21 protein-coding genes are annotated in these 25037 nt (G+C 65.8%); 13 read left to right on the top strand and 8 right to left on the bottom strand.

The window, feature by feature from the left end; all coding sequences use genetic code 11:
- Positions 1–121: 121 nt before the first annotated feature.
- Positions 122–2233, top strand: a complete 2112-nt coding sequence (locus VG502_RS16605; protein ID WP_325551193.1) for a S9 family peptidase — start codon at positions 122–124, stop codon at positions 2231–2233.
- Between the two features lie 85 nt (positions 2234–2318).
- Here the strand turns inward: VG502_RS16605 and VG502_RS16600 are convergent, their stop codons facing one another.
- The 5 genes from VG502_RS16600 to VG502_RS16580 form a co-directional block, all read right to left on the bottom strand.
- Positions 2319–3146: a universal stress protein gene (locus tag VG502_RS16600; RefSeq protein ID WP_325551192.1), complete on the bottom strand. Its 828-nt coding sequence runs from the start codon at positions 3144–3146 to the stop codon at positions 2319–2321.
- A gap of 181 nt (positions 3147–3327) precedes the next feature.
- Positions 3328–3771, bottom strand: coding sequence for an HIT family protein (locus VG502_RS16595; RefSeq protein WP_325551194.1), 444 nt, complete (start codon positions 3769–3771; stop codon positions 3328–3330).
- Positions 3759–4223, bottom strand: a complete 465-nt coding sequence (locus VG502_RS16590) for an SRPBCC family protein (protein ID WP_325551191.1) — start codon at positions 4221–4223, stop codon at positions 3759–3761. Before VG502_RS16590 ends, VG502_RS16595 begins: the two co-directional genes overlap by 13 nt.
- A 55-nt stretch (positions 4224–4278) precedes the next feature.
- On the bottom strand, positions 4279–4551 hold the full coding sequence (locus VG502_RS16585; RefSeq protein WP_325551190.1) for a DUF4031 domain-containing protein: 273 nt from the start codon (positions 4549–4551) through the stop codon (positions 4279–4281).
- On the bottom strand, positions 4548–4868 hold the full coding sequence (locus VG502_RS16580) for a hypothetical protein (protein ID WP_325551189.1): 321 nt from the start codon (positions 4866–4868) through the stop codon (positions 4548–4550). Before VG502_RS16580 ends, VG502_RS16585 begins: the two co-directional genes overlap by 4 nt.
- A gap of 196 nt (positions 4869–5064) precedes the next feature.
- On the opposite strand from VG502_RS16580, the gene ppc reads away from it, so the two are divergent.
- Positions 5065–7848: a phosphoenolpyruvate carboxylase gene (gene ppc / locus VG502_RS16575; RefSeq protein WP_325551188.1), complete on the top strand. Its 2784-nt coding sequence runs from the start codon at positions 5065–5067 to the stop codon at positions 7846–7848.
- A 93-nt stretch (positions 7849–7941) separates the two neighbouring features.
- Here ppc and VG502_RS16570 read toward each other — a convergent pair whose 3' ends face one another.
- Complete coding sequence (locus VG502_RS16570; RefSeq protein ID WP_325551187.1) at positions 7942–8742, bottom strand: alpha/beta fold hydrolase; 801 nt, start codon at positions 8740–8742, stop codon at positions 7942–7944.
- Positions 8739–9803: an LLM class flavin-dependent oxidoreductase gene (locus VG502_RS16565; RefSeq protein ID WP_325551186.1), complete on the bottom strand. Its 1065-nt coding sequence runs from the start codon at positions 9801–9803 to the stop codon at positions 8739–8741. Before VG502_RS16565 ends, VG502_RS16570 begins: the two co-directional genes overlap by 4 nt.
- Before the next feature lie 364 nt (positions 9804–10167).
- On the opposite strand from VG502_RS16565, the gene VG502_RS16560 reads away from it, so the two are divergent.
- The 5 genes from VG502_RS16560 to VG502_RS16540 are packed head-to-tail and all read left to right on the top strand — an operon-like array spanning position 10168 to position 16573.
- Positions 10168–11742, top strand: coding sequence for an ABC transporter substrate-binding protein (locus tag VG502_RS16560; protein ID WP_325551185.1), 1575 nt, complete (start codon positions 10168–10170; stop codon positions 11740–11742).
- Between the two features lie 10 nt (positions 11743–11752).
- The gene (locus VG502_RS16555) at positions 11753–12706 is read left to right on the top strand and encodes an ABC transporter permease (RefSeq protein ID WP_325551184.1); all 954 of its coding nucleotides are present in this window, start codon (positions 11753–11755) and stop codon (positions 12704–12706) included.
- Positions 12703–13569 carry an ABC transporter permease gene (locus VG502_RS16550; protein WP_325551183.1) on the top strand — a complete coding sequence of 289 codons (867 nt, stop codon included), beginning with the start codon at positions 12703–12705 and terminating at the stop codon, positions 13567–13569. The genes VG502_RS16555 and VG502_RS16550 overlap by 4 nt, the downstream gene beginning before the upstream one ends.
- Positions 13566–15680: an ABC transporter ATP-binding protein gene (locus VG502_RS16545; RefSeq protein ID WP_325551182.1), complete on the top strand. Its 2115-nt coding sequence runs from the start codon at positions 13566–13568 to the stop codon at positions 15678–15680. Before VG502_RS16550 ends, VG502_RS16545 begins: the two co-directional genes overlap by 4 nt.
- The gene (locus VG502_RS16540) at positions 15677–16573 is read left to right on the top strand and encodes a sugar phosphate isomerase/epimerase family protein (RefSeq protein ID WP_325551181.1); all 897 of its coding nucleotides are present in this window, start codon (positions 15677–15679) and stop codon (positions 16571–16573) included. The genes VG502_RS16545 and VG502_RS16540 overlap by 4 nt, the downstream gene beginning before the upstream one ends.
- Before the next feature lie 7 nt (positions 16574–16580).
- Here VG502_RS16540 and VG502_RS16535 read toward each other — a convergent pair whose 3' ends face one another.
- Positions 16581–17801, bottom strand: coding sequence for an ROK family transcriptional regulator (locus tag VG502_RS16535; protein WP_325551180.1), 1221 nt, complete (start codon positions 17799–17801; stop codon positions 16581–16583).
- 89 nt (positions 17802–17890) lie between these two features.
- Between VG502_RS16535 and VG502_RS16530 the strand changes: the two genes are divergently transcribed.
- From VG502_RS16530 to VG502_RS16505, 6 genes are all read left to right on the top strand, one after another.
- The gene (locus VG502_RS16530) at positions 17891–19045 is read left to right on the top strand and encodes a Gfo/Idh/MocA family protein (protein WP_325551179.1); all 1155 of its coding nucleotides are present in this window, start codon (positions 17891–17893) and stop codon (positions 19043–19045) included.
- On the top strand, positions 19042–19962 hold the full coding sequence (locus VG502_RS16525) for a sugar phosphate isomerase/epimerase family protein (RefSeq protein ID WP_325551178.1): 921 nt from the start codon (positions 19042–19044) through the stop codon (positions 19960–19962). The genes VG502_RS16530 and VG502_RS16525 overlap by 4 nt, the downstream gene beginning before the upstream one ends.
- A 44-nt stretch (positions 19963–20006) precedes the next feature.
- The gene (locus VG502_RS16520) at positions 20007–21524 is read left to right on the top strand and encodes a GMC oxidoreductase (RefSeq protein ID WP_325551177.1); all 1518 of its coding nucleotides are present in this window, start codon (positions 20007–20009) and stop codon (positions 21522–21524) included.
- Positions 21525–21751: 227 nt separating this feature from the next.
- Positions 21752–23002 (top strand): amidohydrolase family protein, encoded by a 1251-nt coding sequence (locus tag VG502_RS16515; RefSeq protein WP_325551176.1) that lies wholly within the window; start codon positions 21752–21754, stop codon positions 23000–23002.
- A gap of 44 nt (positions 23003–23046) precedes the next feature.
- Positions 23047–24132, top strand: a complete 1086-nt coding sequence (locus VG502_RS16510) for an ABC transporter permease (RefSeq protein ID WP_325551175.1) — start codon at positions 23047–23049, stop codon at positions 24130–24132.
- Positions 24129–25010: an ABC transporter permease gene (locus tag VG502_RS16505; RefSeq protein ID WP_325551174.1), complete on the top strand. Its 882-nt coding sequence runs from the start codon at positions 24129–24131 to the stop codon at positions 25008–25010. The genes VG502_RS16510 and VG502_RS16505 overlap by 4 nt, the downstream gene beginning before the upstream one ends.
- The last annotated feature ends 27 nt before the right edge of the window (positions 25011–25037 follow it).

The following is a 25037-nucleotide window of genomic DNA, read 5'->3' as shown; positions in this document are numbered from 1 at the left end:
GAGAGGACACCCGTTCATCGAGAGGACAGGCGATTCGGGCCGAATTCGGCCCGAATCGCCTGTCCTCTCGATGAACGGGTGTCCTCTCGGCATGGATCGGTGGGGCTCGTAGAGTTGGCGGGTGACCTCTCCGCAGCCGCCACGTGCCCGTCGCGTGCCCACCACCCGCACCTTCCACGGTGACGCCGTCACCGACGACTACGAATGGTTGCGCGACAAGGAGTCGCCCGAGGTCATCGCGCATCTCGAGGCCGAGAACGCCTACACTGCCGCCGTCACGGACCACCTGAAACCGTTGGCGGACACCATCTTCGGCGAGATCAAGGCGCACACGAAGGAGACCGACCTGTCGGTACCCGTGCGCATGGGCGACTGGTGGTATTTCTCCCGCACCGTCGAGGGCGAGCAGTATGCCGTGCACGTGCGGGTGCCGTATGTCGCGGGCGCCGACCGGCCGGACCCGCAGCCGGGGGAGTCGCTCGCCGGTGAGCAGGTGCTGCTGGACGGCAACGCCGAAGCGGTCGGGCGCGACTTCTTCGAGCTGTCCGACCTGGCGGTGAGTCACGATGGCAGCCGCGTCGCGATCGGCCTGGACGTGACCGGCGACGAGATCTACGACCTGTCGGTGCGGGATGCCGCGACCGGCACGGTGCTCGACGACAAGGTCCGCCGCATCGGCAACGGCGTCGTCTGGTCGAGGGACGGGCAGCACCTCTTCTACACGCGACGGGACGAAGCCTGGCGCGCCCACGAGGTATGGCGCCACCAGCTCGGCACGCCCGTCGAGCGGGACCAACTGCTGATCCGCGAGGACGACGAGCAGTTCTCCCTCATGATCGGGGAGTCCCGGGACGAGCGGTGGTTGATCGTGATGATCGGCTCCAGCACGACGACCGAGGCACACCTGCTGGACCTGGCCGAGCCGACGGGTGAGCTACGTGTCGTGCAGCCGCGCGTGACCGGACTGGACTACGACGTCGAGGTCGATGGCGACCGGATCCTCGTGGTGCACAACGGTTCTCGGGTCGACTTCGACCTTGCGCAGGCCCCGCTGGCCACGCCCGGTCGAGAGCACTGGCAGCCGGTGATGACCGGTGTCGAGGGTGACCGCATCCTCGGTGTCGACGCCTTCGCCGGTTTCGTGCTGGTGTCGATGCGGCACGAGGGCCTACGGACGCTGCGACTGCTGCCCAAGGGTGAGGACGGTGCGCTGGGGGAGCCTCGCGCCATACCCGTGGAGCCCGAGCTGCACACGCTCGCGCTGGGCAACAACCCCGAATATCACACGGCCACAGTGCAATTGGTGCTCACATCGTGGCTGACTCCGAGCAGTGTCTTCGACTACTCACCGACCACTGGCGAGCTGACGTTGCTCAAAGCACGCGAGGTGCCCGGCTACCGGCCGGAGTTGTATGTCGAGGAGCGTGTCTGGGTCAAGGCCGAGGACGGGGCGCGGGTGCCTGCGTCGCTGGTGCGGCGCCGCGAGATCGAGGCCGACGGCAGCAATCCGGGTTTCATCTATGGCTACGGCTCCTACGAGATGTCGTTCGATCCCTACTTCTCGGCGGCGCGGTTGTCGCTGCTGGACCGCGGCGTCGTCTACGTCGTGGCGCACGTGCGCGGCGGCGGCGAGCTCGGCCGGAAGTGGTATGACGACGGCAAGCTGCTCGCGAAGCGCAACACGTTCACCGACTTCGTCGCAGTGTCGCGCGCACTCCTCGAGCTGGGCTGGGTGCATCCGGATCGCCTTGTCGCAGAAGGCGCTTCGGCCGGCGGGCTGCTGATGGGCGCGGTCACCAACCTCGCGCCAGAGCTGTATGCCGCAGTGCACGCCGACGTGCCGTTCGTCGATGCGCTGACGACGATCCTCGATCCGTCCCTACCGTTGACGGCCGGCGAATGGGAGGAGTGGGGCAACCCCATCGAGGACCCCGAGGTCTACGCCTACATGAAGTCCTACACGCCCTACGAGAATATCCGGGCGGGCCGCTACCCGGCGATCCTGGCCACCACCAGCCTGCACGACACGCGCGTGTTCTACGTCGAGCCGGCCAAGTGGGTGCAACGACTGCGCGAGACGGTCGATGCCGACCCGGAGCGTCCGATCCTGCTCAAGACCGAGATCGCAGCCGGGCACGGCGGCCGTAGCGGTCGCTATGACGGCTGGCAGCAGACGGCGTTCGAGTTCGCGTTCCTGCTCGACAGGCTGGACGCCACCCAGCGGGTCGAGTAGCGACGAAGGAGCGTCTCGAGACCCTCCACGGGGTTTCGAGACGCTCCTCCGCTTCGCTCCTCCGCTCCTCAACCCGCTTACGGACTCAGTGCATCACCAGCACGGGGGAGGTGGCGTGCGACAACAGGTCGACGGCGACGCGACCGAGGCTGAGGCCCTCGAAACCGCCGATGCCGCGTGCCCCGACGACGACGAGGTCGCTCTCGTGCGACTTGTCGACCAGCGCGCGGGTCGGGTTGCCGTCGACGAGTTCGGTCAGCACCTTGACCGACGGGTGCCGTTCCTGCTGGCCGGCGACGGACGCCTCGATCTGGGAGCGGGCGTTGGCCATGTAGGACTTCCAGTCGGCGCTGCCGAGGCCGGGGTCCTTGGCGTCGTCCGGTTGCCACACGTGGATCACGTGCAGGTCCGCGCCGGTGCGTTCGGCCTCGTCGAACGCCCACGCCAATGCCTTGCGGCTGTGGGGTGATCGGTCGACGCCGGCGGTGATGCACCCGAATGCCGTGTCGGTGTCCTTGCGGATCACCGCCACCGGGCACTTGGCGTGGGCGGCCACCTGATGCGCGGTCTCTCCGAGCGAGGAGATGTGCAGCATGCTGTCGCCGTGCGAGCCGAGGACGACGAGTTGCGCATGGGTGCTGGCACGCACCAGTGCGGCAGCCGGGTAGCCGTCCGGGTGCGATGTCGTCACATGCAGCCGCACGTCCTTCAGCAGGACCCGGTTGCGACCGCGGGTCAGGACGCGCTCGCCGGCGGCATACAGCTTCTCGGGCTCGGCACCCATGTTGAAGACGAGATCGGGTCTGTCGTGGCTGAACCCGTGGACGAGATGGATGGGTGAGTGCGTCGACTTGGCGTAGTCGGCCGCCCAGTCCAGGGCGGCGATCGATGAAGTCGAGGTGTCGATCCCCACGACAACACTTCCGGGTTGCACTGAGCCTTCCATGGTTGACCTCCGAGTCGACCTTGGCGGCGGTAGCCGTGGTGGCGGCCGTCGTCGCGGGGCGCGCCCCCGCCTCTTCCAAGTTAAGCACCAAGGCTGCGCAAAGGCTGGTAACGATCCGGTCGACGCTCCGACGGCGGCGGGCCCCGGTTCAGCCCGCCAGGGTGGCGCGCAGGCGCTCGGCGTAGTCGGCCTGCTCGCCGTCGGCATACCGCACACGCGGCCAGAAGAACCCGCGCAGCCCGTCACCCTTGGTGCGGGGGACCACGTGGCAGTGCAGGTGCGCGACGCTCTGCGACACCTTGTTGTTCATCGCGACGAAGGTGCCCTGTGCCCCCAGGGCCTCCGGTATGACGCCCGCGATGCGCCGCACCTCGCCGAAGAACGGTGCGAGCAGCGCGTCGGGCAGGTCGGGGAGGGTGACCACATGTTCGGTCGGTATGACGAGCACGTGCCCCTTGAAGACCGGGCGGTTGTCGAGGAACGCCACCGTGTGGTCGGTGCGCGCGACCTCGTGCGCGGCCGAGTCACCCGAGGCGATGGCGCAGAAGACACATGCAGACATTCCCTGGGTCCCTTTGACTACACGTCGGATTCGACGGAGCGACGGATGCCCTGCAACGTCTGCCGCATGCCGGTGGTCAGCTCCTTCTCGAAGCTCTGTTCGCCGCCGAGCAGCTTGTCGATCAGCACCTTGGAGATCTTCGTGGTGTCGCCGGAGACGTCGCGACGCTGGATCAGCCGGGTGCGTGTGTTGTCGTCGAGCGGCTCGAGGTCGAAGCTCCAGACCGTGTGGTTCTCGGTGACCCGCCAGGCGATCCGCTTGTTCGGCTCGAGGTCGACGATCTTGCTGCGCGTGGTCCAGACCCGCACGTCACGCCGGTTGACGTTGATCATCGTGCTTCCCAGGTGCAGCGGACCACCACGCGCGATGACCCGGCGTGTCTGGGGGCTCCACTGCGGCATACGTTTCAGGTCGGAGACGACCGTCCACACCTGCGTCGGCGTGGCGTTGATCTCGATGGCGACCTCGAGGTTGGCTGGCATGCGAATCCTTGCTGCTCCGAGGATGTTTCGTCGAACCTACCAAGCGGTCAGCGGCTCATCGTCCGCGCCGTTCGCGTTCCGGCACCCGCAGCCCGCTGGCGATCAGCCGGCGGATGAGCGTCGACCCACTCACCTCGGCCGCACCGGCGGCAACCGCATCGGCATAGCGGTCCTCGGGCAGGTCGTAGTGGTCGAGGTCGAAGAGTCGGCGAGGTATGCCGAGAGTGTTTGCGAACGCGTGCAGTTCGTCATACGACGTGTCGCTGACGACATGCGACCAGAGCCGGCCGTGCGCGGGCCACATCGGTGGATCGATAAGCACGGTCACGCGCGGTCGACCTGGGTGAAGCTGAGTCCGGAGCCGTTCGTGAGGCCGTGCGTGGCGACGAACCGCCAGCTGTCGCCCGCGGCGATGTCGACATCGCGCTCGGTCGCGCCGAGTTCGGACTTCCGGCCGCGATAGCGGAGGAACGCGCGGATGCGATGGGGTCCGGGCGGCACGGAGACCGTGACCGGCTTCCGCCAGCGCGCGACGTGGTCGTCGCCATCGATCTGCACGACCGGTCGGGCGGCCGATCGCAGCAGCAGGCCGTTCACCCGGTGTGGGGCGATGGTTACGGTGATGGCGGCGTCGGTGGAAGTCATTGCGTCGAGATTAACCCGGCGGCCCCACCGCTGTGTGGCGCTGCTCGAAGCAGTCGCTCGATGCAGTCGCTCGCTGACAAGCTGGTGTCTGGTGGTTGGCGGACATATCCAAACTGCATGACCGGGGCATGCGAGATTGCTCACGTCCCGAGACGAATGCCCACATGATGGGCGTCAAGGCACCACTATGGTGGCCATGTTCGATCACATGCTGGCCTTCGACGTCACTGAGCAAGGACGCGCAGCCTCCGAACCGCTGCGCGAGGACATCCGCCTGCTCGGCGGGATCCTCGGGGAGGTGATCCGGGAGCAGGAGGGCGAAGAGGTCCTCCAACTCGTCGAGGAGGCGCGGACGCGCGCGTTCGCGGTGCGTCGCCGGGAGGAGCACCGCGACGAGTTCGCGGCGATCTTCGACGCGCTGCCGACGAAGGACGCGATGAAGGTCGTTCGCGCGTTCAGCCTCTTCGCGCTGCTGGCGAACCTGGCCGAGGACCTGCACCGCGAGCGGCGGCGGGCGATGCACGTCAACGCGGGGGAGCCGCCGCAGGACGGCTCGCTGGCGGCGACGTTCACCAAGCTGGACGCGGCAGGACTGGATGACGACACGGTTCAGGACGCGCTGGGTGGCGCCACGGTCGTGCCGGTGATCACCGCGCACCCGACCGAGACGCGGCGCCGGACGGTCATTCAGACCCAGGCGCGCATCAAGGACGTCATGCGCCGTCGGGAGCAGGGCAACCTGACGCCGACCGAGCTGGCCGCGGGGGAGCGGGTGATTCGGCTGCAGATCCTGACCTTGTGGCAGACCGCGTTGGTGCGGCTGCGGCGGGTGGACATCACCGACGAGATCGAAGTCGGACTGCGCTGGTTCGAGGCGTCCCTCTTCGAAGTGATGCCGCAGCTCAATGCCCGGGTCCGGGACGAGCTGGGTGCACGCTATCCGGCGGCATACGTCGCGAAAGAGCCTGTGCTGCGGGCGGGTTCATGGATCGGCGGAGATCGCGACGGCAACCCGAACGTGACCGCCGACGTCGTGTCGACCGCCAGCGGCCGGGCCGCGCAGACCGCGATCCAGCACTACCTGCGCGAGCTGAAGGTGCTCGAGGACGAGTACTCCTTCTCCATTCGGATGACGCCCGCCTCACGAGAGCTGCTCGAGCTGGCCGCGCTCAACAGCACGGACGACCGGACGGACGAGCCGTACCGGCAGGTGATCGCCTGGATCCGTGGCCGGCTGTCCGCAACGCACGGGGAGATCTTCCACGACTGGTTCGAAGCGGCGGTCGAGGTGGCGGGCGCTGCGCCATACAGGAGTGCGGACGAGCTGTCGGCCGATCTCGACATCGTCGACACGGCACTGCGCGAAGGCTCGGGCGGGCTGATCGCCGACGACAAGCTGCTCCAATTGCGTGAAGCCGTGCGGACTTTCGGCTTCCACCTCTACGGCTTGGACCTGCGACAGAACTCCGACGTGCACGAGCAGGTGATCGCCGAGCTGTTCGCATGGGCCGGGGTGCACCCCGACTATCTGTCGCTGCAGGAGGACGCAAGGGTCGAGTTGCTGACGGCCGAGCTGGCGAACCGGCGTCCGCTGGTCGGTGCGGGTGCGCAGTTCTCGGAGCAGACGACCAAGGAACTCGCCATCACGGCTGCGGCCGCGCGTGCCGTGCAGACGTTCGGGCCCGAGGCGGTGCCGAACCACGTGATCAGCATGTGCACCTCGGTGTCCGACATGCTCGAGACGGCGGTGCTGCTGAAGGAGGCAGGACTGCTCGATCCGGGAGTGGGCGATGACGGTGCGACCTGCTCGGTCAATGTCGTGCCGCTCTTCGAAACCATTGAGGATCTTCAGGTTTCGGCTGCAACGATGCGAGCAGTCCTCGCTGTTCCGGTCTACCGGCAGCTGGTGGACAGCAAGGACGGGTTGCAGGAGGTGATGCTCGGCTACAGCGACTCCAACAAGGACGGCGGCTACATGGCGGCCAACTGGGCGCTCTACCGGGCCGAACTCGATCTGGTCGAAGTGGCACAGGAGTCCGGCATCCGGCTACGGCTCTTCCACGGGCGTGGCGGCACCGTCGGCCGCGGCGGTGGCCCGAGCTACGAGGCGATCCTCGCCCAGCCGCCGGGTGCGGTGCGTGGCTCGCTGCGGCTCACCGAGCAGGGCGAGATCATCGCTGCGAAGTATGCCGAGCCGCCGCTGGCGACGCGCAACCTGGAGACCCTGCTGGCAGCGACCCTGGAGGCGTCGCTGCTGGACGTCGAGGGGTTGGGTGACGACACCGCTGATGCGTATGCCGCGCTCGATGAAATCGCTGCTCTGGCAAGGGAATCGTATGCCGACCTGGTGCATCGCACCGACGGCTTCGTCGACTACTTCACGACCTCGACACCGGTCGCCGAGATCGGCGCGATGAACATCGGCTCGCGTCCGTCGTCGCGCAAGGCGACCAGGGAGATCAGCGACCTGCGGGCGATCCCGTGGGTGATGTCGTGGTCGCTGTCGCGGGTGATGTTGCCGGGTTGGTACGGCACCGGCAGCGCGCTGGAGAAGTGGGTCGGCGATGACGAGTCACGGCTGGCGGCGTTGCGCGGCTACTACGAGCGGTGGCCCTTCTTCCAGACGGTGATGTCGAACCTCGCACAGGTGATGGCGAAGTCGGATCTCGGTATTGCGGAACGCTATTCGCGCCTCGTCGAGGACGAGGCGCTGCGCGAGCGCGTCTTCTCCAAGATCGTCGACGAGCACCAGCGGACGCTGCAGATGTTCGCGCGGGTCACCGGCCACGAGGATCTGCTGTGGGACAACGCGGCACTGAAACGCTCTGTTTTCAACCGGTTCCCCTACCTGGAGCCCCTGAACCACCTGCAGGTCGAGCTGCTGCGGCGCTACCGCAGCGGTGACGACGACCCGCAGGTCCAGCGCGGCATCCTGCTCACCATGAACGGTCTCGCGACGGCGCTGCGCAACTCCGGCTGAGCGCGTCGGGCGGGTTGAGTAGGAAAGTGCACGCGGCGAGGAACGAGCCGCGTGCACTTTCCTTATCGAAACCAGTGGCTCACGGCATTGCGTTCAGGGAAGCTGCGCAAGGAACGACCGCACATGTTTCGCGACCTGATCGGCACACTGCTCCATCGCGGGGATCATGGCCCCGTCGACGCTCGCCGTCGTGACCTGTGCGGCGCCGGTCAGGCCGTGGACGATGTGCGGAAGAGCAGGTGCTGCGAACGGATCGTCGGTCGCGGTCAGCACGAGTACGGGGCATTGCACGAGGCCGATCCGTTCGTCCATGACATATCGATCACAGGCGCGATGTCCTTCCGCGGGATCGACTCCAGGGGCAAGCGCGTCCCTGATGAACCGGTCGAGCAGATCCGGTCGGTCGGCTGGGTAGTACGGCTGCCGCAGCGACCACAGCTCGGTCAGGTGTGATCCGTCGTTCCGTTGTTGTGCATCGTCGACACCGACGCTCTTTCCGCTCGCTCGTCGCGCCGGTCCGACCCACGGCATCGAGGACAGGACGAGTGCATCGACGCGCTCCGGGGCCTGTGCCGCCACCTCGAGCGCTACTGCGGCACCGGTGTGGTGGCCGAGCAACACCGGTGCCTCGACCTCGAGCGCGTCGAGCAGGGCGATGACGCCGTCGGCCATCGCCTCTATGGTCTGTGGGGCGGCAAGTGGCGGACTCATCCCGAAGCCGAGCAGGTCCGTCGCGATGGTGTGCACGTCGGTGGAGAGCTCGCATTGCACCTCGGCGAACTCATCGAGTGAGCGGGGCGCCTGGTGGAGCATGAGGACGGTGCGGCCGGCGCCGTCCTCCGCGTAGTGCAGTTGGCCGAGCGGGGTGTCGGCATACGCGCGCCGAAGTGTCATGTTGTCGCCTTTCCGGTCCTGAGCTGCCCGAGCCGGGGGATGACGTCACGGCCTACTGAGGCGACCAGTTCCGTGGGCAGGTCCCAGGACCCGACGTGTTGCAGGAAGATCGACGTGACACCGAGGTCGGCCACGGCGGCGATCCGGTCGACGATCTGTTCCGCTGTGCCGAACAGGCAGAACGCCTGAGCGAAAGCGGCAGCGTCGGCGTCGCTGATCCATTGGGAGCAGATGTCGACAGCGTGCTGCCAGTCCTCGGCGTGGACCAAGTCGGGCACCACACCGGTGATGGTGGTGGGCACGCTCACCTCGATGCCCGCCGTTGCCAGTGCGCTTGCGCCGCCGCGCTGCGCGATCGAGGCCAGGATCGGCTTGATGATCCGCGCGTCCCGCTCCAGATCGTCGGTCACCAAGGCGTGTGCGGACACGGTGATCTGCGGGTCGGTTGCGGCGCGGCCCGCAGCAACGGCTCCCTCGCGAACCCGCGAAATGGCAGACCGCAGCGGGGCGTCGGCAACCCCGGACAGCAGTATGGCGCCATCCCCGATCTCGCCGGCGAGGCGCAGGTTGCGCGGGCCGGTAGCGGCGAGATGCACAGGCACGCCGCTCGGGCGCGGGTCCCGCAGTCGCGCGACTGCCTCGCCATACGCGACGTCCTCGCCGGCCAGCAGTCGTCGGATCGCGTCGACGCCCGCACGCAGTTGGGCGCGGGTGCTGGGGCGCAGCCCGATCGGCTCGACCGAGCTGTGACCCACGCCCAAGCCGAGCGCGATCCGGCCCGGCGCGACCTCGTCGAGTGTCCGCACGAGGCCGGCGATGACGCTCGGATGCCGGGTCACGACGTTCGAGACGGCGGTGGCGAGTGTCAGCCGCTCAGTCGTGCCAGCCGCCGCATGCAGGCTGAGGTAACTATCGCGCCACAGCGTCTGGGAGTCCGGCACATACAGCGCGTCGAAACCGGCGTCCTCGACGGTGCCTGCGAACGCGGCGATCTCGGGCAGCGGCCGACACGGGGGCACCCGTACGCCGATCGTGATCCGGGGGTGGGTCGAGCGCGCCACAGGAGCCTCCGATGAGTTGCTGAACCGTCACCGTAGATGTGTCGGCGTGGCACCGCGTGTGGTTCGGACCGTTGAACGGAACGCTCCTTGCTTCGTCGCGCTACACCTCGAATCGGCGGGAAGGTGTCGCGAATCCTGCGTCGCGACCGGAGATTTGCCGGCGGCAGATTATGTCAGGTTCGGGCACCATTTACGCTCGTCAGAAAATTTAAACCGGCAGGTTGCGACTTCATGTGGCATGGACAATGCTCATCGCTCAAGGCCGACGATGGCCATACCGCCCACGGTGACACACCTTCCGAGTGTCTTCTCGTGTTGTTCACCGGCCGGCTGTCCCGCAGATGCCTTGGATCGAGGAGTAACGATGTCCCACTCGCAGTGCAGGTTGCGCCACCACACCCTGATGTCGGTCGCGGTAGGCCTGAGCGCAGTGCTCGCTCTCGGCGCGTGCACCAATGCTGCTAAGCAGCAGGATCAGGCGAATGCCGCCGGCACGGGCGGCGTCGCCCAGGATGGTGGCACATTGACCGTTGCCCAGACCAGCGATGCGGACCCCGGATCGTTCCTGAAGACCTCGGTCGGCAACATTCTGACGGAGTACTCCGTGCTCGAGACCCTCACCAGGATCAGTGCCAAAACGGGCAAGCCGGAGGGTGTGCTCGCGAAGTCCTGGCGACTGGCGCCGAATGGCAAGAGCATGGACATCCGGCTGAAACCGGGCATCAAGTTCCACAGCGGAGCGCCGCTGACAGCGAACGACGTGGTCTTCACCCTGCAGAAGGTGAAGGACCCGGGAACAGGCGCGGCCAACCAGGCGATCGCCGCAGACATCACCAAGATGCAGGCAGTCGGTGACGAGGAGATCAAGCTGACGTTTGCTCGACCACTGCCGAGCATCTTCGATCTGCTTGAGACGATGCCCATTCTGAATCCGAAGAGCTACGCGAAGTATGCCGCCGGCAAGACTGTCGACGGCACCGGACCGTTCACCTGGAAGTCCTGGACACCTGGCGGCAAGATCGTGCTGGCCAAGAACCCCAACTACCGCGACGCCAAGAGCGTCCATCTGAAGCAGATCGTGGTCGATATCATCACCGACCCGACGGCGCTGCTCTCGGCGATCCGCAGCGGCCGGGTCCAATACGCCGTCGGAATGGGTGCGCTGAACGCGTACACGCTCAGCAAGCAATCCGGCTACAACTTGATCAGCACTGGTGGATCGGCGATTCCGCTCGGCTTCGACGTGAAACAGAAACCCTTCGACAAGAAGGCTGTGCGGCAGGCCGCTCAGTACGCCATCGACCGCGACCGGATCGTCAAGCAGGTGGAGAGCGGTCAGGGAACGGCGACGTCCTTGCCATGGAAGACCAGCGCTGTGGGATATGACAAGTCGCAGGCCGATCACTACAAGTACGACCCGAAGAAAGCCAAGCAGCTGCTGCAGAAGGCGGGCGTCGGGAACGTGTCCTTCGACATGGTCACGCTCAACACCCCGGAGGCGAAGGGCATCTTCCAGATCGTGAAGAACAACCTGGACAAGGTGGGGTTGCACGCCAACGCCGTGACGCTGTCCGCGACGGAGTTCGACGCGCGGATCGCGGCCGGGAACATGAAGGCTCCAGCCTTCCTGCTGCTGGCCAGCAATGGACTCTCACCGGCAAGCGCGGTCCTCGGGAGGGCCGAGTTGCTCGCGTCGAAGAACCCGGAGAACTTCAGTTCGCCGAAGTACACGCAACTTGTGCGTGACGTCTCGGCGGCGACGACCGAGGGCGCGCAGGTCAAGGCGCTCTCGTCATACAACAAGTACTTCCTGGACCAGGCGTTCGCCGTGCCACTGATCACCCGCCCGTCACTGTCGGTGTCCACGAGCGACGTACACGGTGTGACCGGGACCCAGATGGGCTTCATCGACCTGACCCACGCATGGGTGAACAAGTGAGGCGCGACCGATGCTCCGCTATCTGATCCTGAAGCTGCCCACGCTGGCAATCGTCGTGATCCTCAGCTCGGTCGCAGCGTTCGCCCTGCCGCGGCTCGCGCCCGGTGACGTGGCCGTCTCGCTCGCGGGGACTGATCCCACTCAGGCGCACATCGACGCGATCCGAACCCAGCTCGGGCTCGACCGACCACTGTTCGCGCAGTACTGGGACTGGATCTGGGGCCTCCTGCACGGAGACCTCGGTGAGTCCTACGTGACGCACCGCAGCGTGGCGAGCCTCATCGGTGATCGCCTCGGAAGCACCGTGCAGCTCGCTCTGGTTTCGATCGTCCTGGTGATCCTCATCGGCATGACGCTCGGTGTCCTGGGCGGCTCGCCGCGCAGCCGCGTCGCGCGGACGGTGCTCGATCTGTCCAGCAGCATGCTGATCGCCATACCGTCGTTCCTGATCGCATTGGTCCTGATCCTCATCTTCGGGATCTTCCACCGCTGGCTGCCAGTGAGTGGCGAGGTGGGCCTCTTCCAGGACCCCGCGATCGGCATTCAGTACCTCATCCTGCCGGCCTTCGCGCTCGCGCTGGCGCCAGGCGCCGTGGTCGGTCGGATGGTGCAGACCGAGATGCTGCAGACGCGGAACGAAGAGTTCGTCGATTTGGCCAAGGCCAAGGGTGTTCCGCCGCGGCGGATCACGCTGCGACACGTGCTGCGCAACAGTCTCGGCAACGCCGTGGTCGGCGTCGGTCTTCAGGTCGGCAACCTGATCGCCGGAGCGGTGATCATCGAGGCGATCTTCAGCCGGAACGGCATCGGCCAACTTGCTGTGACCAGCGTGGATACGCGAGATTTCACCACGTTGCAGGTGCTCATCCTGGGCATCGTCATCGTGGCGGCGTTCGCGCAGATCCTGACCGAGATCGTCCTTGCCAGCATCGATCCACGCGTACGCCTCGGGAGCAAGCAATGACTGCACTTGACGACGTGGCAACGCCACAAAAACGTCGGCTGAATCCCACCATCGCGAGATATCTGTCTGCATTCCGTAGTGCCAAGGGAATCATCGGGGCGACGATCATCGGTGTGATGGTGCTGGCGGCCTTGTTGGCGCCGATCCTCTTTCCGGGCGGTTACGACCAGCAGGGCAGCCAATCACTGGCCGGACCGTCGCTTGATCACATCTTCGGTATCGATGAATACGGCCGGGACATCTTCGTCAGGAGCATCTACGGCCTGAGGATCGACCTCAGCCTCATCCTCACGGCTGTCCCGGCGAGCGCGGCCCTCGGCACGTTGATCGGGTTGGCAGGTGCACTCTCGGAACGACTGGGGGTCGCCCTGCAACGCGTCCTCGACATGATTCTCGGGTTCCCGGGCCTTGTCCTTGGCGTGTGCCTCGTCGCGATTCTCGGACCCGGCTGGCTCCCCCTCTTCCTGACCATCTTCATCAGCGGGTTGCCGCCGGCCGGCCGTTACGCAAGGAACGCCCTGCTGAATCAGCAGAGCCGTGAATATGTACTCGCGGCAAGGGTTCTCGGCGTATCGAAAAGGCAGATCCTCGCTCGGCACGTGTTGCCGCATGCGCTTGATGCGTGCGTGGTGAATGCAGCGGTATGGATGGTCGTCGGCGTGTACATCGAGGCAGGCCTGTCCATCGTCGGATTGGGCATTCAGCCCCCGACACCGTCGCTGGGTGTGCTGTTGAACAACGGACTGCGATTCGTCACGGAATCACCCACCTACGTGATGGGGCCAGCCCTGTTGCTCCTGCTGGTCGCGGTCGCGTTCAGCCTGTTGTCCGATGCCTTCAACGAAGCGGTGAATCGATCATGACGATCACAGAAGACGCCTCCGACCCGATGCGGACAGCGGTGCAGCCGTTGCTGCGTGTGGCCGGCCTGAAGACGGAGTTCCAACTCCGGGACGGGCCCGTCACCGCGGTCAATGACGTGAGTTTCGAGGTACGTCCGGGTCAGGCCCTGGGCATCGTCGGGGAGTCCGGATCGGGCAAGTCCGTCACGGCACGATCCATCATGCGGATGCTGCGACCTCCGGGCCACATCGTGGAGGGCTCGGTCGAGTACTCGGGCACCGATCTGCTCGCGCTCAGCGAGAAGGAGATGCGCACCCGCCGCGGGCAGAAGATCGCCATGGTCTTCCAGGACCCGCAAGCTGCCCTGAATCCAACCATGCGCGTCGGCGACCAGATCGTCGAGGCAATGACCGTGCACGGGCGAGACCGGCGAGCGGCCCGGGTTCGAGCGCGCGAGTTGCTGGAAGCCGTCGGGATCCCCGATGTCGAACGCAAGATCAACGACTATCCCCATCAGTTCTCCGGCGGCATGCGGCAGCGGGTGGTGATCGCGATCGCCCTGGCCAACGAGCCGGAACTGTTGATCGCCGATGAGCCGACGACCGCGCTGGACGTCACGATCCAGGCCCAGATATTGGATCTGCTGGACCGGCTCCGGACGGAACTGGGCGTGGCTGTCGCCATCATCACCCACGACATGGGGGTAGTGGCACAGCTGTGCAGTGACGTCGTGGTCATGTATGCCGGCCGGACCGTCGAATACGGCCCGGTGCGCGAGGTGTTCCGCAATCCTCGGCATCCGTACACCGCTGCCCTCCTACGGGCGATGCCACGGCTGGACGATGAGGGCCTCGGGCAGCCGTTGCCGGCCATCCCGGGCGCACCGCCGGACCCGGCCAAGCTGCCGGCCGGCTGCGCGTTCGCAGAACGCTGCCGGTTCGCCGAGGAACGCTGTCGGCAGGCGCAACCCGAGCTGCTCACGATCGACGCGCCCGGTCATCTGACCGCGTGTTTCATCGCCCAGCGTGGCGACGACATCACTCCGCAGGAGCCGGTGTCGACCGAGAGCCGTAGGCAGGCACGCGATTCATCCCGCCCGGTTCTCGAGGTGCACGAGGTTCGGGTCGATGTCGGATCGGGTCGTCGCGGCCTGTTCAGACACGACCCGCCGGTGTATGCCGTGGACGGAGTGAGCATCGAGGTGGAGGAGGGCCGTACCGTCGGTCTGGTCGGAGAGAGTGGCTGCGGCAAGTCGACGCTGTCCCGCAGCATCGTCGGCATCAATCAGCTGGCCGGTGGATCACTCGTGGTCGATGGCACGGACGTCAGTGGCATGGATGCCGATGCTGTGCGGACGGTCCGTTCGACGGTGCAGTATCTCTTCCAGGATCCGTATGCCTCGCTGAATCCGCGTCGTACGATCCGGCAGACCCTGGGCGAGGCACTCGAGCTCAGTGGAGTCGCGGGAACGGAACAGGATGCCGAGGCCCGCGCGCTGATGCATCAGGTGGGCCTGCGTGAGGACCACCTGGACCGGTATCCGCAAGCGTTCTCCGGTGGCCAGCGGCAGCGCATAGGCATCGCGCGGGCACTCGCTCGCAAACCGAGGGTGTTGATCCTGGACGAGCCGGTTTCGGCCCTCGACGTCTCGATCCAGGCGCAGATCATCAACCTGTTGGAGCAGTTGCAGGCCGACCTCGGGCTCGGGTACCTGTTCATCGCACACGACCTGTCGGTGGTCAGGCACCTCAGCGACAGCGTCGCCGTGATGTACCTGGGCCGGATCGTTGAGTACGGATCGGCGGAGAGCGTCTATGGCAACCCGCAGCACCCGTACACCGCGTCGCTGTTGTCGTCGTCGCCGGTGCCGGACCCGGGGGAGCAGACCCGTGAGCGGATCGTCCTCCAGGGCGAGTTGCCCAGCCCGGCCAACCCGCCGAGCGGCTGCCGCTTCCGAACCCGGTGCCCGATCGGCCCGCTGCATCATCCGGACCGGACGGTCTGTCTCGAGGTGGATCCGGTGCTGGACAGGGCGGGGAGTGGCCAGCAGGTTGCGTGTCATTTCCCCGGTGAACTGACCGAACCGTTCGTCACGAACATTCAGGACACGAAGAGTGAGGCCGTGCAGTGACCACACGTATGAAGCTGGCGTTGAACCCCATCCAATGGATGGCCACCAACGATGGCTGGTTGGACCCCGAACTCGCACCGGAGCCGGCCGAACTCCTGGATCAGGTGAAACGCGCCGGATTCGATCACGTGATGGCATCGGTACCGGCGGGACTGAGCGGCACGGAGTATGTGTCCCTGGTGGAGCAGGCCGGACTGGGACTCGCGCCGGGCTATGTCACGCTCCGATTCGACGGGTCAGCGGGATCGGCACAGGCGGCTGTGGACACCGCGGTGGAGAGCGCACGTGAACTCGCCGAACTCGGCTTGAGCACGACGGGCCTCGGCACGAACATGGTCAAGGGCAGTCCGAGGGTGCAGACGCCGGCGCAGGGCGTCGACCATGACCCGTCCCGCTTGAGCGCGTTCGTCGACGCCATCGGCCAGGCGGCCGAACGGATGGCGACGTACGGTATCCGGCCCGACCTCCATCCCCATGTCGGGACGTGGATCGAGACCGAGGACGAGACGAGAACGGTTCTCGACCAACTTCCCGCCGACCTGGTGGGCTTTCTTCCCGACATCGGGCACCTGTCCTGGGCGCGGGCGGACGTCGGGGGGCTGATCACGCAATACCAGAAGCGGATCTCCTTCCTGCACATCAAGGACTGTCGTCCCGAGGTCGCCGATCGAGGTCGCGAGCTCGGCTGGGGTTACCAACAGACGGTCCTGCAGGGCCTGTGGGTCGAGCCCGGGCGAGGAGGGCTAGACATACGAGGTTTGGTGGATCGACTCCCGGACGATTTCGATGGTCATCTCATGGTCGAGGTCGACCGGCCAGACATCGCCGACCCGCGCGCCAGCGCCGATGCCTCGGCCGACTGGATGAGGAGGGCTTTCGAGTTCGACGGCTAAGGGCCGCTCACGTTCTCGAGGCGGCGAGCAGCCGCGCGACCCCTTCCGCACTGAAGCACTCCTGCCTCGCCAGTGCCACTGCGCCGGCTGTCCCGGCACCGGCGCCGAGCTGGCTCGTGGTGATGACGAGCTTGCGCGTGGCCAGCGGCAACGCGCGGGCATACACCGCTGCACGGACCCCTGACAGAACTTCGTCGTGCAACTCGCTCAAGGGTCCGCCCAGGACGAGCGTGCGCGGGTTCAGCGTGTGGATGAGGGTTGCGACCACCTCGCCCAGGTCGGTCGCGGCCTGTCGGATCCGAAAGAGTGCGCTGGAGTCGCTGCGGGTGACCCGCTGAGCGAGTTCTCGCGACGCGTGCAGCGGGTCCTCGGTATCGGATCGTTCGATCTTCAGGTCCGCGAGGACAGCGCGATAGCTGGCCACCGCCTCCAGACAGTCGAGCTTCCCGCAGCTGCAGACCGTGTCCCGGCGCGTCCGAACCTGGATGTGCCCGATGTCCCCCGCGGAGCCGTCGGCCCCGCGGTGGATCGTGCCGGCGTCGGTGATGATGCCCGCGCCGATCCCGGCACCGACCTTGACGAACAACAGTGGGGTGTCCGTGTCTTCTTGAACGGCCTCGCCGAGGGCCATCAGATTGACGTCGTTGTCGACGAGGACAGGGCATCCGAACGCGTCCTGCAGGTGGTCGCCGACGGGGTAACCGTCCCACCCCGGCATGATCGGCGGGCGCACCGCGGTCCGGCGATGGAAGTCGACAGGTGCCGGAAGCCCGACGACTACATGGCGCACTCGGGATCGATCCCAGTGGTGTTTGCGCAGCAGGGAATCCGCTGCGGCGATGACGGCATCGAGCAACTCATCGGCCCCCGCATCCACAGTGGCGCGCACGATGTCCTGAGCAACCAGGTTGGCACCGAGATCGGCGATCGACACCTGCGTTGCCATGACATCGACGTCGATCGTGACGATTGCTCCCGCGTCGCGGCTGATCGAGAGCCGACGCGGCGGGCGACCTCGGACGGATCCGTTGATCTCGGTCTCCTCAACGACGCCGCGTGCGATAAGCACGTCCACCTGCTGGCTCACGGTGGAGCGAGCCAGCCCGGTGAACCGGGCGATCGAAGCGCGGCTGGTTGCCTCCCCGGTGCCGATCATGCCCAGCACCTTCAGCATCGCCGACGGGACGGCGGACGGTCCCGAGCGCTGCGACTCCGTATCTTTTTGCATTCAGACAAACTAAAGACGGCATCTTGTGTATGTCAATAGGCATAGGTGATGCTGTGATCCGTCCTGAAGTCATCGGAAGGTTCATACACATGACGTACCCACCACTCAACGCCGTGATCGTTGGTGCTGGCATGATCGGCCGGATCCACGCCGCGTCCGTACGTGCGGTAGGAGCAACGGTGCGTGGAGTTGTGGGTTCGTCGCCCGTCAAGTCGAAGCTCTTGGCCGAGGAGTGGGAAACGCCGGTGGCCTATCCCGATCTCGAGGCCGCGCTGGCCGACAGTGCCGTGGACGTGATCCACGTTTGTACTCCGAACTCGTTGCACGTCAGCCAGGCCAGGGCCGCGTTGGCCGCGGGGAAGCATGTCGTCTGTGAGAAGCCGGTTGCCACCTCGGTGCAGGATGCTCTCGAGCTGGAGGAGCTCGCGCGCCGGACCGGACGGGTGCTGACCGTCCCGTTCGTCTATCGCTACCACCCGCTGGTGCGGGAGATCCGGGCGCGGGCCGAGCATGGTGAGTTCGGCACATGGCAGCTGGTGCACGGCAGCTACCTGCAGGACTGGATGCTTCCGGAGCGCTCGACCAACTGGCGTGTGGATGCTTCGCAGGGCGGGCGATCCCGAGCCTTCGCCGACATCGGCTCGCACTGGTGCGACCTCGTCGAATGGGTAGCCGGCATCCGCTTCGCCGAGGTCGCCGCGCGGCTGGCGGTCACTCGCCCCGGCAGACCGGGGTATGACGACCACTCACAGCGGCCGAAAGCGACCAGCCGGGGCGGCATCTCGACAGTTGCGACCGAGGACGTCGCAGCGGTGCTGCTGCGAACCACAGATGGGATCCTCGGGTCACTCACCGTGTCCCAGGTTTCGGCGGGCCGGAAGAACCGGCTGTGGTTCGAGCTGGACGGCACGGAGAGAAGCGCCGTGTTCGACCAGGAGCAGCCTGAACGGATTTGGCTCGGTGGGGAACGCGATTCGCGAATCGTCCTTCGGGATCCTGCTGTCGGGTCCGAGGAACAACGTCGGCTGGCTGTGCTCCCCGCCGGACACGCGCAGGGGTATGGCGATTGTTTCCGTGCCTTCGTCGGTGACACGTACGCGGCGATCGGCGGTGCGGATGTCATCGGTCTGCCGACGATTGCGGACGGCGTGCGATCGGCTCGACTCGTGGATGCGGTCCTGCGAGCAAGCGATGGTTCGTGCTGGACCGACGTCACCGATACACCGGAGGAGTTGGTGTCATGAAACTGGGAATGCTGACGGCATGTCTGCCCGAACTGCCGCTCGAATCGATAGCGCGGTGGGCTGCCACTGCGGGCTATGAGGCACTCGAAGTCGCCTGCTGGCCCGAGACCGGCGGCCGCGATTTCGAGGCAGCACACCTGCCGATCGCCTCGATGGATCAGGCACGGGCAGACCAGGTTCGCGCGGTCATGTCAGCGTGCGGGCTGACCATTTCGGCCCTCGCCTACTACGAGAACAACCTGCACCCGGACGCGACCCGCGCCGCGGGGTTCCATACCCATCTGCGCAAGGTGATCGACGCCGCAGCTCTGCTCGAGGTGCCGTATGTCGGCACCTTCATCGGACGGGACTGGACCCGATCGGTGACGGAAAACCTGAGGATGGCGGAGCCGATCTTCCGGTCTGTTGTGGACTACGCCGGCGAGCGCGGTGTGCGGATCATCATTGAGAACTGCGTGATGGAGGGCTGGCATCCGGACGGATACCCGGGAAATCTCGCATACTCGCCGGAGCTGTGGGAGTGGATGTTCGACCTCGGGCTCTACCTCAACTGGGACCCGTCGCATCTGACGTGGATCGGCATCGACCCGGTCGCGACGATTGCGCCATACGCAGACCGCATCGTGCACGCCCAGGCCAAGGACATCGAAGTGCTCCCAGGGGCCATCGAGCGATACGGGTTCTTCGGCAAGGCCGTCGCCAGGGAGGATCCGTGGGATGTCGGCTGGTGGCGCTACCGCGTGCCGGGACGCGGCCAGGTCGATTGGAACGCAGTCGTCGACGGCCTCTACGAGCACGGCTTCACCGGCACACTCTCGGTTGAACACGAGGATCCGGTATGGGGCGGCAGCGAGGACAAGGTGAAGGCGGGCCTCGTCATTGCCCAGCAGACTCTGCGGCCGTTGATCATCGCCTGATCCGGGTCGCCACGCGCAGTCAGACGAGAACTAGGAGAGGAACCATGGCGATCGAGACCGATCGATGCCACGTCGCGATCGTCGGGAGCGGGATCATGGGGGCCGCGGTCGCGCAGTTGATCCGCGAGGCAAGTCCCGAGGCGTACATCGTGATGCTGGAAGCGGGCCGGGCACTCGGGCCAACGCCGGGACAGCACCTGCACGACGTACCGGAGGGTGATCTCCGCTCGGCATACCGAGCACGCGTCGCGTCCGGCGTGCAGGGACTGTATGTCGGGGCGGGCGCGGCTGATGATCTCGGAGCCGAGTTGGCCAAGACCGCGCCGGGGATGTATCACCTCTCCACGTTCGGCGAGGACAGCGCGGCGATGCCGACCGCTGCGCTCGCATGGAACACGGGCGGGATGGGTGTCCACTGGACTGCCGCGACGCCCGCCGCATGGGGGCAGGAGGTACCCGACTTCATCGACGCCTCCGAGTGGGCGGCGGACATGGATCGCGCCCAGTCCGTACTCCGTGTCAATCCCGACCCCGTCGGCCCCTCGGCACTTCGGACTGCGCTTCTCGGAGCGCTGAACGAGATCTTCGCACCGGTCGCGGCCAGCGGTCGCGAAGTGCAGCCGTTGCCGATGGCGGTCAATCCCGATGCGAACGGCGGCCTGGTACGCACTGGACCCAACCTGATGTTCCTGCCGATCTCCGAAGGCGGGGATCCACGGTTCGAACTCCGATCCGGGTGTCTCGTGACCCGGATCCTGCACGATGGCGGCAGGGTGTCCGGCGTCCGACTGCGTGATGTGCAGACCGGAGCCGTGTCCGATTTGGGCAGCGATGTGACGGTGGTGTGCGCTGACGTCTTCCGGACTCCCCAACTGTTGTTCGCGTCGGACATCAAACCCGATGCGCTGGGCTGTTATCTCAACGAGCACGCCTTCCTCACCGGTCGCGCAAGTGTCGCTCTCGACCGGATCGGGATCGAGCCGGCACTCCTCGCGCAGGAGCGTTCGGGGGAGTGGTCGCACACGTCGTTCTGGTTGCCGCACAGCGATGCCGCCCAACCGTTCAACGGTCAGCTGTCCGGGACGGTCAGGTTCTCGCCGGAGGGTGAGCCGGTTGATTCCTTCGCGGGCTTGGCGATGTATGTCCCCACCGAGACCCGTCGGGCGAACCGTGTCGAGTTCTCTGCGACGGAGCTGGATGCCGCCGGTATGCCGAGGATGCGCATCCGCTTCGAACGCTCGGAGCGCGATCTGGAGCTGGTCGAGCTGGCGCGGTCCTACCAGCAACGGGCCGGGGCACGGATAGGTCATCTCGACCCGGCGACCGACAGCGTTCTGTTGCCGCCGGGCACCTCGTTGCACATGACGGGTACGTCCCGAATGGGTCCGACGGACGACGGCACCAGCGTCTGCGACCCCGACAGCCGGGTGTGGGGCTTCGACAACCTCTTCCTCTCCGGCTGTGGTGTCGTCCCGACCGCTTTGGTCGGCAATTCGACGCTGACGGGTGTCGTCACCGCCGTGCGGGCGGCGCGCGCAGCGGCGCAGCAACTCAATTCCTGAGCCCGCCTGGCAGCCGCGATCGCATGTGAAAGGTGCGTAATAGCAGGAGATTTCAGTTCTCGTTCTGATCGGAGCACAGTACTGAGATGGGCAAACAGGATCGCCCGAGGTTGATCGCCGACCGCTCCGAGCGTCTCAGCAACGCGCCCGCAAGCGTTCCGGTGGACGGACCGAAGCGAGAGCGTGGCAGCGTCTGCCTGCGGTAATTCTTGGCCATGGAAGATCACATGATGTCGGATCAGGTCACGAAGATCACGGGCGCACGGCTGATAGACGGAACCGGCGCCGAGCCAGTGGACGATGCAACGATCCTGGTGGAGAACGGCCGGATCTCGTACGTCGGTCCGGCAGCCCAGTGTCCGCCGACCGACCCCGAAGCCGCGCGTTTGATCGACGTTGCCGGGCGCACGGTCACCCCTGGATTCTTCGATGCGCATGTGCACTTCCTGATGGACAACAACGGCGACTTCAGGAACCGACTCCTCAAGAACTTCCCCACGGTCACGGTCTTCGAGCGCGCGCAGCGCATGCGCGACACCTTGCATGCCGGAGTCACCACAGCGCGCGACCTCGGCGGTATCGACGCGGGGTACCGGGAAGCCGTCGAGCGCGGGCTCATCGAGGGCCCACGGCTGCACGTCGCGGTTCGACTGATGAGCCACACCGGCGGGCACGCAGATTTCCGGCTGCCGAGCGGTTTCGACCCATGTGAGGTACTCGAACCGTTCAACGAGTTGGCGGACACCCCCGACGAGGCGCAGCTTGCCACCAGGCGCCTGATCCGGGACAGGGCCGACGTCATCAAGATCTGTGCCACGGGCGGCGTCAACAGCCCGAGCGATCAGCCCGAGGACGAAGGCCTCACCGAACAGGAGATTGCTGCCGTCGTGGAGGAGACCAAGCGGCATCGCGGCATCCCTGTGGCGGCTCACGCGCAGGGTACGCAAGGCATCAAGAATGCCGTGAGGGGTGGCGTCACCAGCATCGAGCACGGCTATCTGCTGGATGACGAGGCGATCGACCTCATGGTCGAGAAGGGCACGTTCCTCGTCCCCACTCTGTCGACGTTCCATGGTCCGGCAGCCGAATTCGCTGCCGAGGCCGCGGCGAAGAAACAGCGTCTTGCCGAGGTAGCGACGGGTCGGCTCAGCGAGGCCGTCCGTCGCGGTGTCAGGTTCGCCCTCGGCACCGATTCGGGCGTCCGCGCACATGGGCACAACTTGGAGGAGTTGCTGCACATGACGCACATCGGGATGAGTCCCCTTGAGGCGATCACGGCTGGGACCTCCAACGCGGCCGCGTTGTTGGGTTTGGACGAGGACTTGGGCACTCTCGAGGTTGGAAAGATTGCGGATCTCGTTGTCTGCCAAGGAGATCCGCTAAACGACATCGGTCTCTACTCCGACAGTCGCAATGTGCTCATGGTGATGCAGGGCGGGCGGATCGCCAAGGATCTGCTCCCGTCGACCTCCGCCTGACCGCTCCGCGAACGAGACGCCCACGCCGGATGCACGGCGTTCCGGTGAGCGAACCGGACAACTGGTGTGACCTACGACATACCTCCAATATTGACCTCCTCAACGGAAGGAAGCGCATGAAAGACATGCCTGTCCCTTCAGCGCCGTTCCTGAATCGGGTCCGCGATGTGCGGCTTCCGCCGGTGCTTTCACTAATCTTCTGGCGACTGCTTCGCGGCATCGTGGTGCTGTGGCTGTTGTCCATTCTCGCTTTCGCGTTGGTCCAGGCTCTTCCTGGTTCCCCGGTCGATGTTATGGCCGGCCCGTACGCGGATGCTGCGACCCGAGCGCGCCTCAGTGCAGATCTCGGTCTCGATCGACCGATCGTGACGCAGTATTTCGCCTGGGTATCTCAGATAGTGCAGGGTAATTTTGGAACGTCGATATTCACTGGCCTCCCGGTCAGCGATCTCATTCAGGCGCGATTGGGAAATACCCTGGAACTGGCGGTTGCAGCCACATTTGTCTCGGTCTTGTGGGGGGTACCTCTCGGGGCACTAGCGGCGTTGCACCACCGCGGTTGGATGGACCGGGTTGCCCGGGCGGGTACCTTTCTCGGACTGGCAACGCCGGTGTTCGTGCTCGGCGTCGTCCTCGTGCTTGCGGCGTCCACGTGGTTTCCTGGATGGCCGACGCTCGAATTCGTGGCACTCAATGTCGATCCGGTCGAAAACCTGAAAGCGATGATTCTGCCTGCCCTCGCGCTCGGACTTCCGCTGGGATCCACGATTTGTCGGTACATGCGCACCTCGATGCTCGATATCTACGAGCAGGACTACATGCGTACCGCCCTGGCGACCGGCGCGACCAGGTTCGGCGCCACAGTGCGCCACGGAATGCGTAACGCGTCTGCCCCGGTCGTCACCATCGCCGGCCTGCAGATGGCAGGGCTCATTGGGGAATCCGTCCTGATCGAGAACGTCTTCGCAATTCCTGGCATCGGTCAGTTGACGGTGCAGTCATTGCTGAAGCAGGACTACGCGGCCGCCCAGGCATGCCTCCTCCTGCTGGGGGCGATCTATGTGTTGCTGAACCTGGTGGTGGATCTCATCTATCCACTGTTGGACCCGAAGGTTGGTGCGAATCGATGACTGATGTGTCAGACGCCTCCTCTGCCCAGGCCGCGCCGGTGTCGGCTGGACAGCGGCGCAGTCGCCGCCTGAATAGCGTCCGGTCACGCTCGGGCATCATGGTCGGCCTGTCGCTCCTGATCCTGTTGTTCGCCATGTCGTTCTGTGTAGGTCTGATCCGCCCCTACTCCGCGACCGAAGTCGCCGGTGTTCCGTTCTCCGGGCCGACCGCGGCCCACTGGCTAGGTACGGACGATGTCGGGCGGGACTACTTCGTGCGGCTTTGTGTGGCCGGACGAGTGTCGCTCACCCTGGCACTGGCGAGCGCCTTGCTGGCCATGGTGGTGGGGTCGACGATCGGGCTCGTCGCCGGCTTCCTGGGTGGCTGGTTCGACACGATCCTGATGGGAGCGATCGATCTGCTCTTGTCCTTTCCCGCGATGCTGTTGGCCCTCGGCGTCGTCGCTGTGCTGTCGCCGAACAAGCCGACCTTAGTAGCCATTCTTGCCTTGGTGACTGTGCCACACTTCGCACGCGTCGTGCGCGGGCGTTGTCTCGAACTCAAAGAACACGAATTCGTTCAGTCGGCTCGAGTTTCAGGCGTCTCCGGAATGACAATTGCCTTCAAACATCTATTGCCGAATGTCGCGCCTCTGATCACCATCCAGGTCGCCAACACTGCCGCCATCGTCATTCTTCTTGAATCATCGTTGAGTTATCTGGGCCTGGGCGTGCAGCCACCGACGCCGAGCTGGGGCCGCATGATTTACGAATCACAGCACTACATGACGCAGTCGCCCTGGTTGGTCCTAGGGGCCGGCGGTGCGCTCGTTCTCTCGTCCATTGGCTGGGGGCTGATCGGAGAGGGGTTCGCAGTTTCGCGCAAGTCGATCGTGTGAACCCGCGCAAGTGCAGTCCAAAAGCCA

The sequence above is a fragment of the Flexivirga sp. genome, from assembly GCF_035551235.1.
Taxonomy (GTDB): domain Bacteria; phylum Actinomycetota; class Actinomycetes; order Actinomycetales; family Dermatophilaceae; genus Flexivirga.
The sequence above is the reverse complement of the archived record's forward strand: the minus strand, read 5'-3'. Positions and strand labels throughout refer to the sequence as shown.

What these genes read in the sequence shown, in the direction of transcription:
- VG502_RS16590 (WP_325551191.1), bottom strand. Translation starts at nt 4,223, where the DNA reads ATGCCAGCCAACCTCGAGGTCGCCATCGAGATCAACGCCACGCCGACG.
- VG502_RS16580 (WP_325551189.1), bottom strand. Translation starts at nt 4,868, where the DNA reads ATGACTTCCACCGACGCCGCCATCACCGTAACCATCGCCCCACACCGG.
- ppc (WP_325551188.1), top strand. Translation starts at nt 5,065, where the DNA reads ATGTTCGATCACATGCTGGCCTTCGACGTCACTGAGCAAGGACGCGCA.
- VG502_RS16570 (WP_325551187.1), bottom strand. Translation starts at nt 8,742, where the DNA reads ATGACACTTCGGCGCGCGTATGCCGACACCCCGCTCGGCCAACTGCAC.
- VG502_RS16560 (WP_325551185.1), top strand. Translation starts at nt 10,168, where the DNA reads ATGTCCCACTCGCAGTGCAGGTTGCGCCACCACACCCTGATGTCGGTC.
- VG502_RS16555 (WP_325551184.1), top strand. Translation starts at nt 11,753, where the DNA reads ATGCTCCGCTATCTGATCCTGAAGCTGCCCACGCTGGCAATCGTCGTG.
- VG502_RS16550 (WP_325551183.1), top strand. Translation starts at nt 12,703, where the DNA reads ATGACTGCACTTGACGACGTGGCAACGCCACAAAAACGTCGGCTGAAT.
- VG502_RS16545 (WP_325551182.1), top strand. Translation starts at nt 13,566, where the DNA reads ATGACGATCACAGAAGACGCCTCCGACCCGATGCGGACAGCGGTGCAG.
- VG502_RS16535 (WP_325551180.1), bottom strand. Translation starts at nt 17,801, where the DNA reads ATGCAAAAAGATACGGAGTCGCAGCGCTCGGGACCGTCCGCCGTCCCG.
- VG502_RS16530 (WP_325551179.1), top strand. Translation starts at nt 17,891, where the DNA reads ATGACGTACCCACCACTCAACGCCGTGATCGTTGGTGCTGGCATGATC.
- VG502_RS16525 (WP_325551178.1), top strand. Translation starts at nt 19,042, where the DNA reads ATGAAACTGGGAATGCTGACGGCATGTCTGCCCGAACTGCCGCTCGAA.
- VG502_RS16520 (WP_325551177.1), top strand. Translation starts at nt 20,007, where the DNA reads ATGGCGATCGAGACCGATCGATGCCACGTCGCGATCGTCGGGAGCGGG.
- VG502_RS16515 (WP_325551176.1), top strand. Translation starts at nt 21,752, where the DNA reads ATGATGTCGGATCAGGTCACGAAGATCACGGGCGCACGGCTGATAGAC.
- VG502_RS16505 (WP_325551174.1), top strand. Translation starts at nt 24,129, where the DNA reads ATGACTGATGTGTCAGACGCCTCCTCTGCCCAGGCCGCGCCGGTGTCG.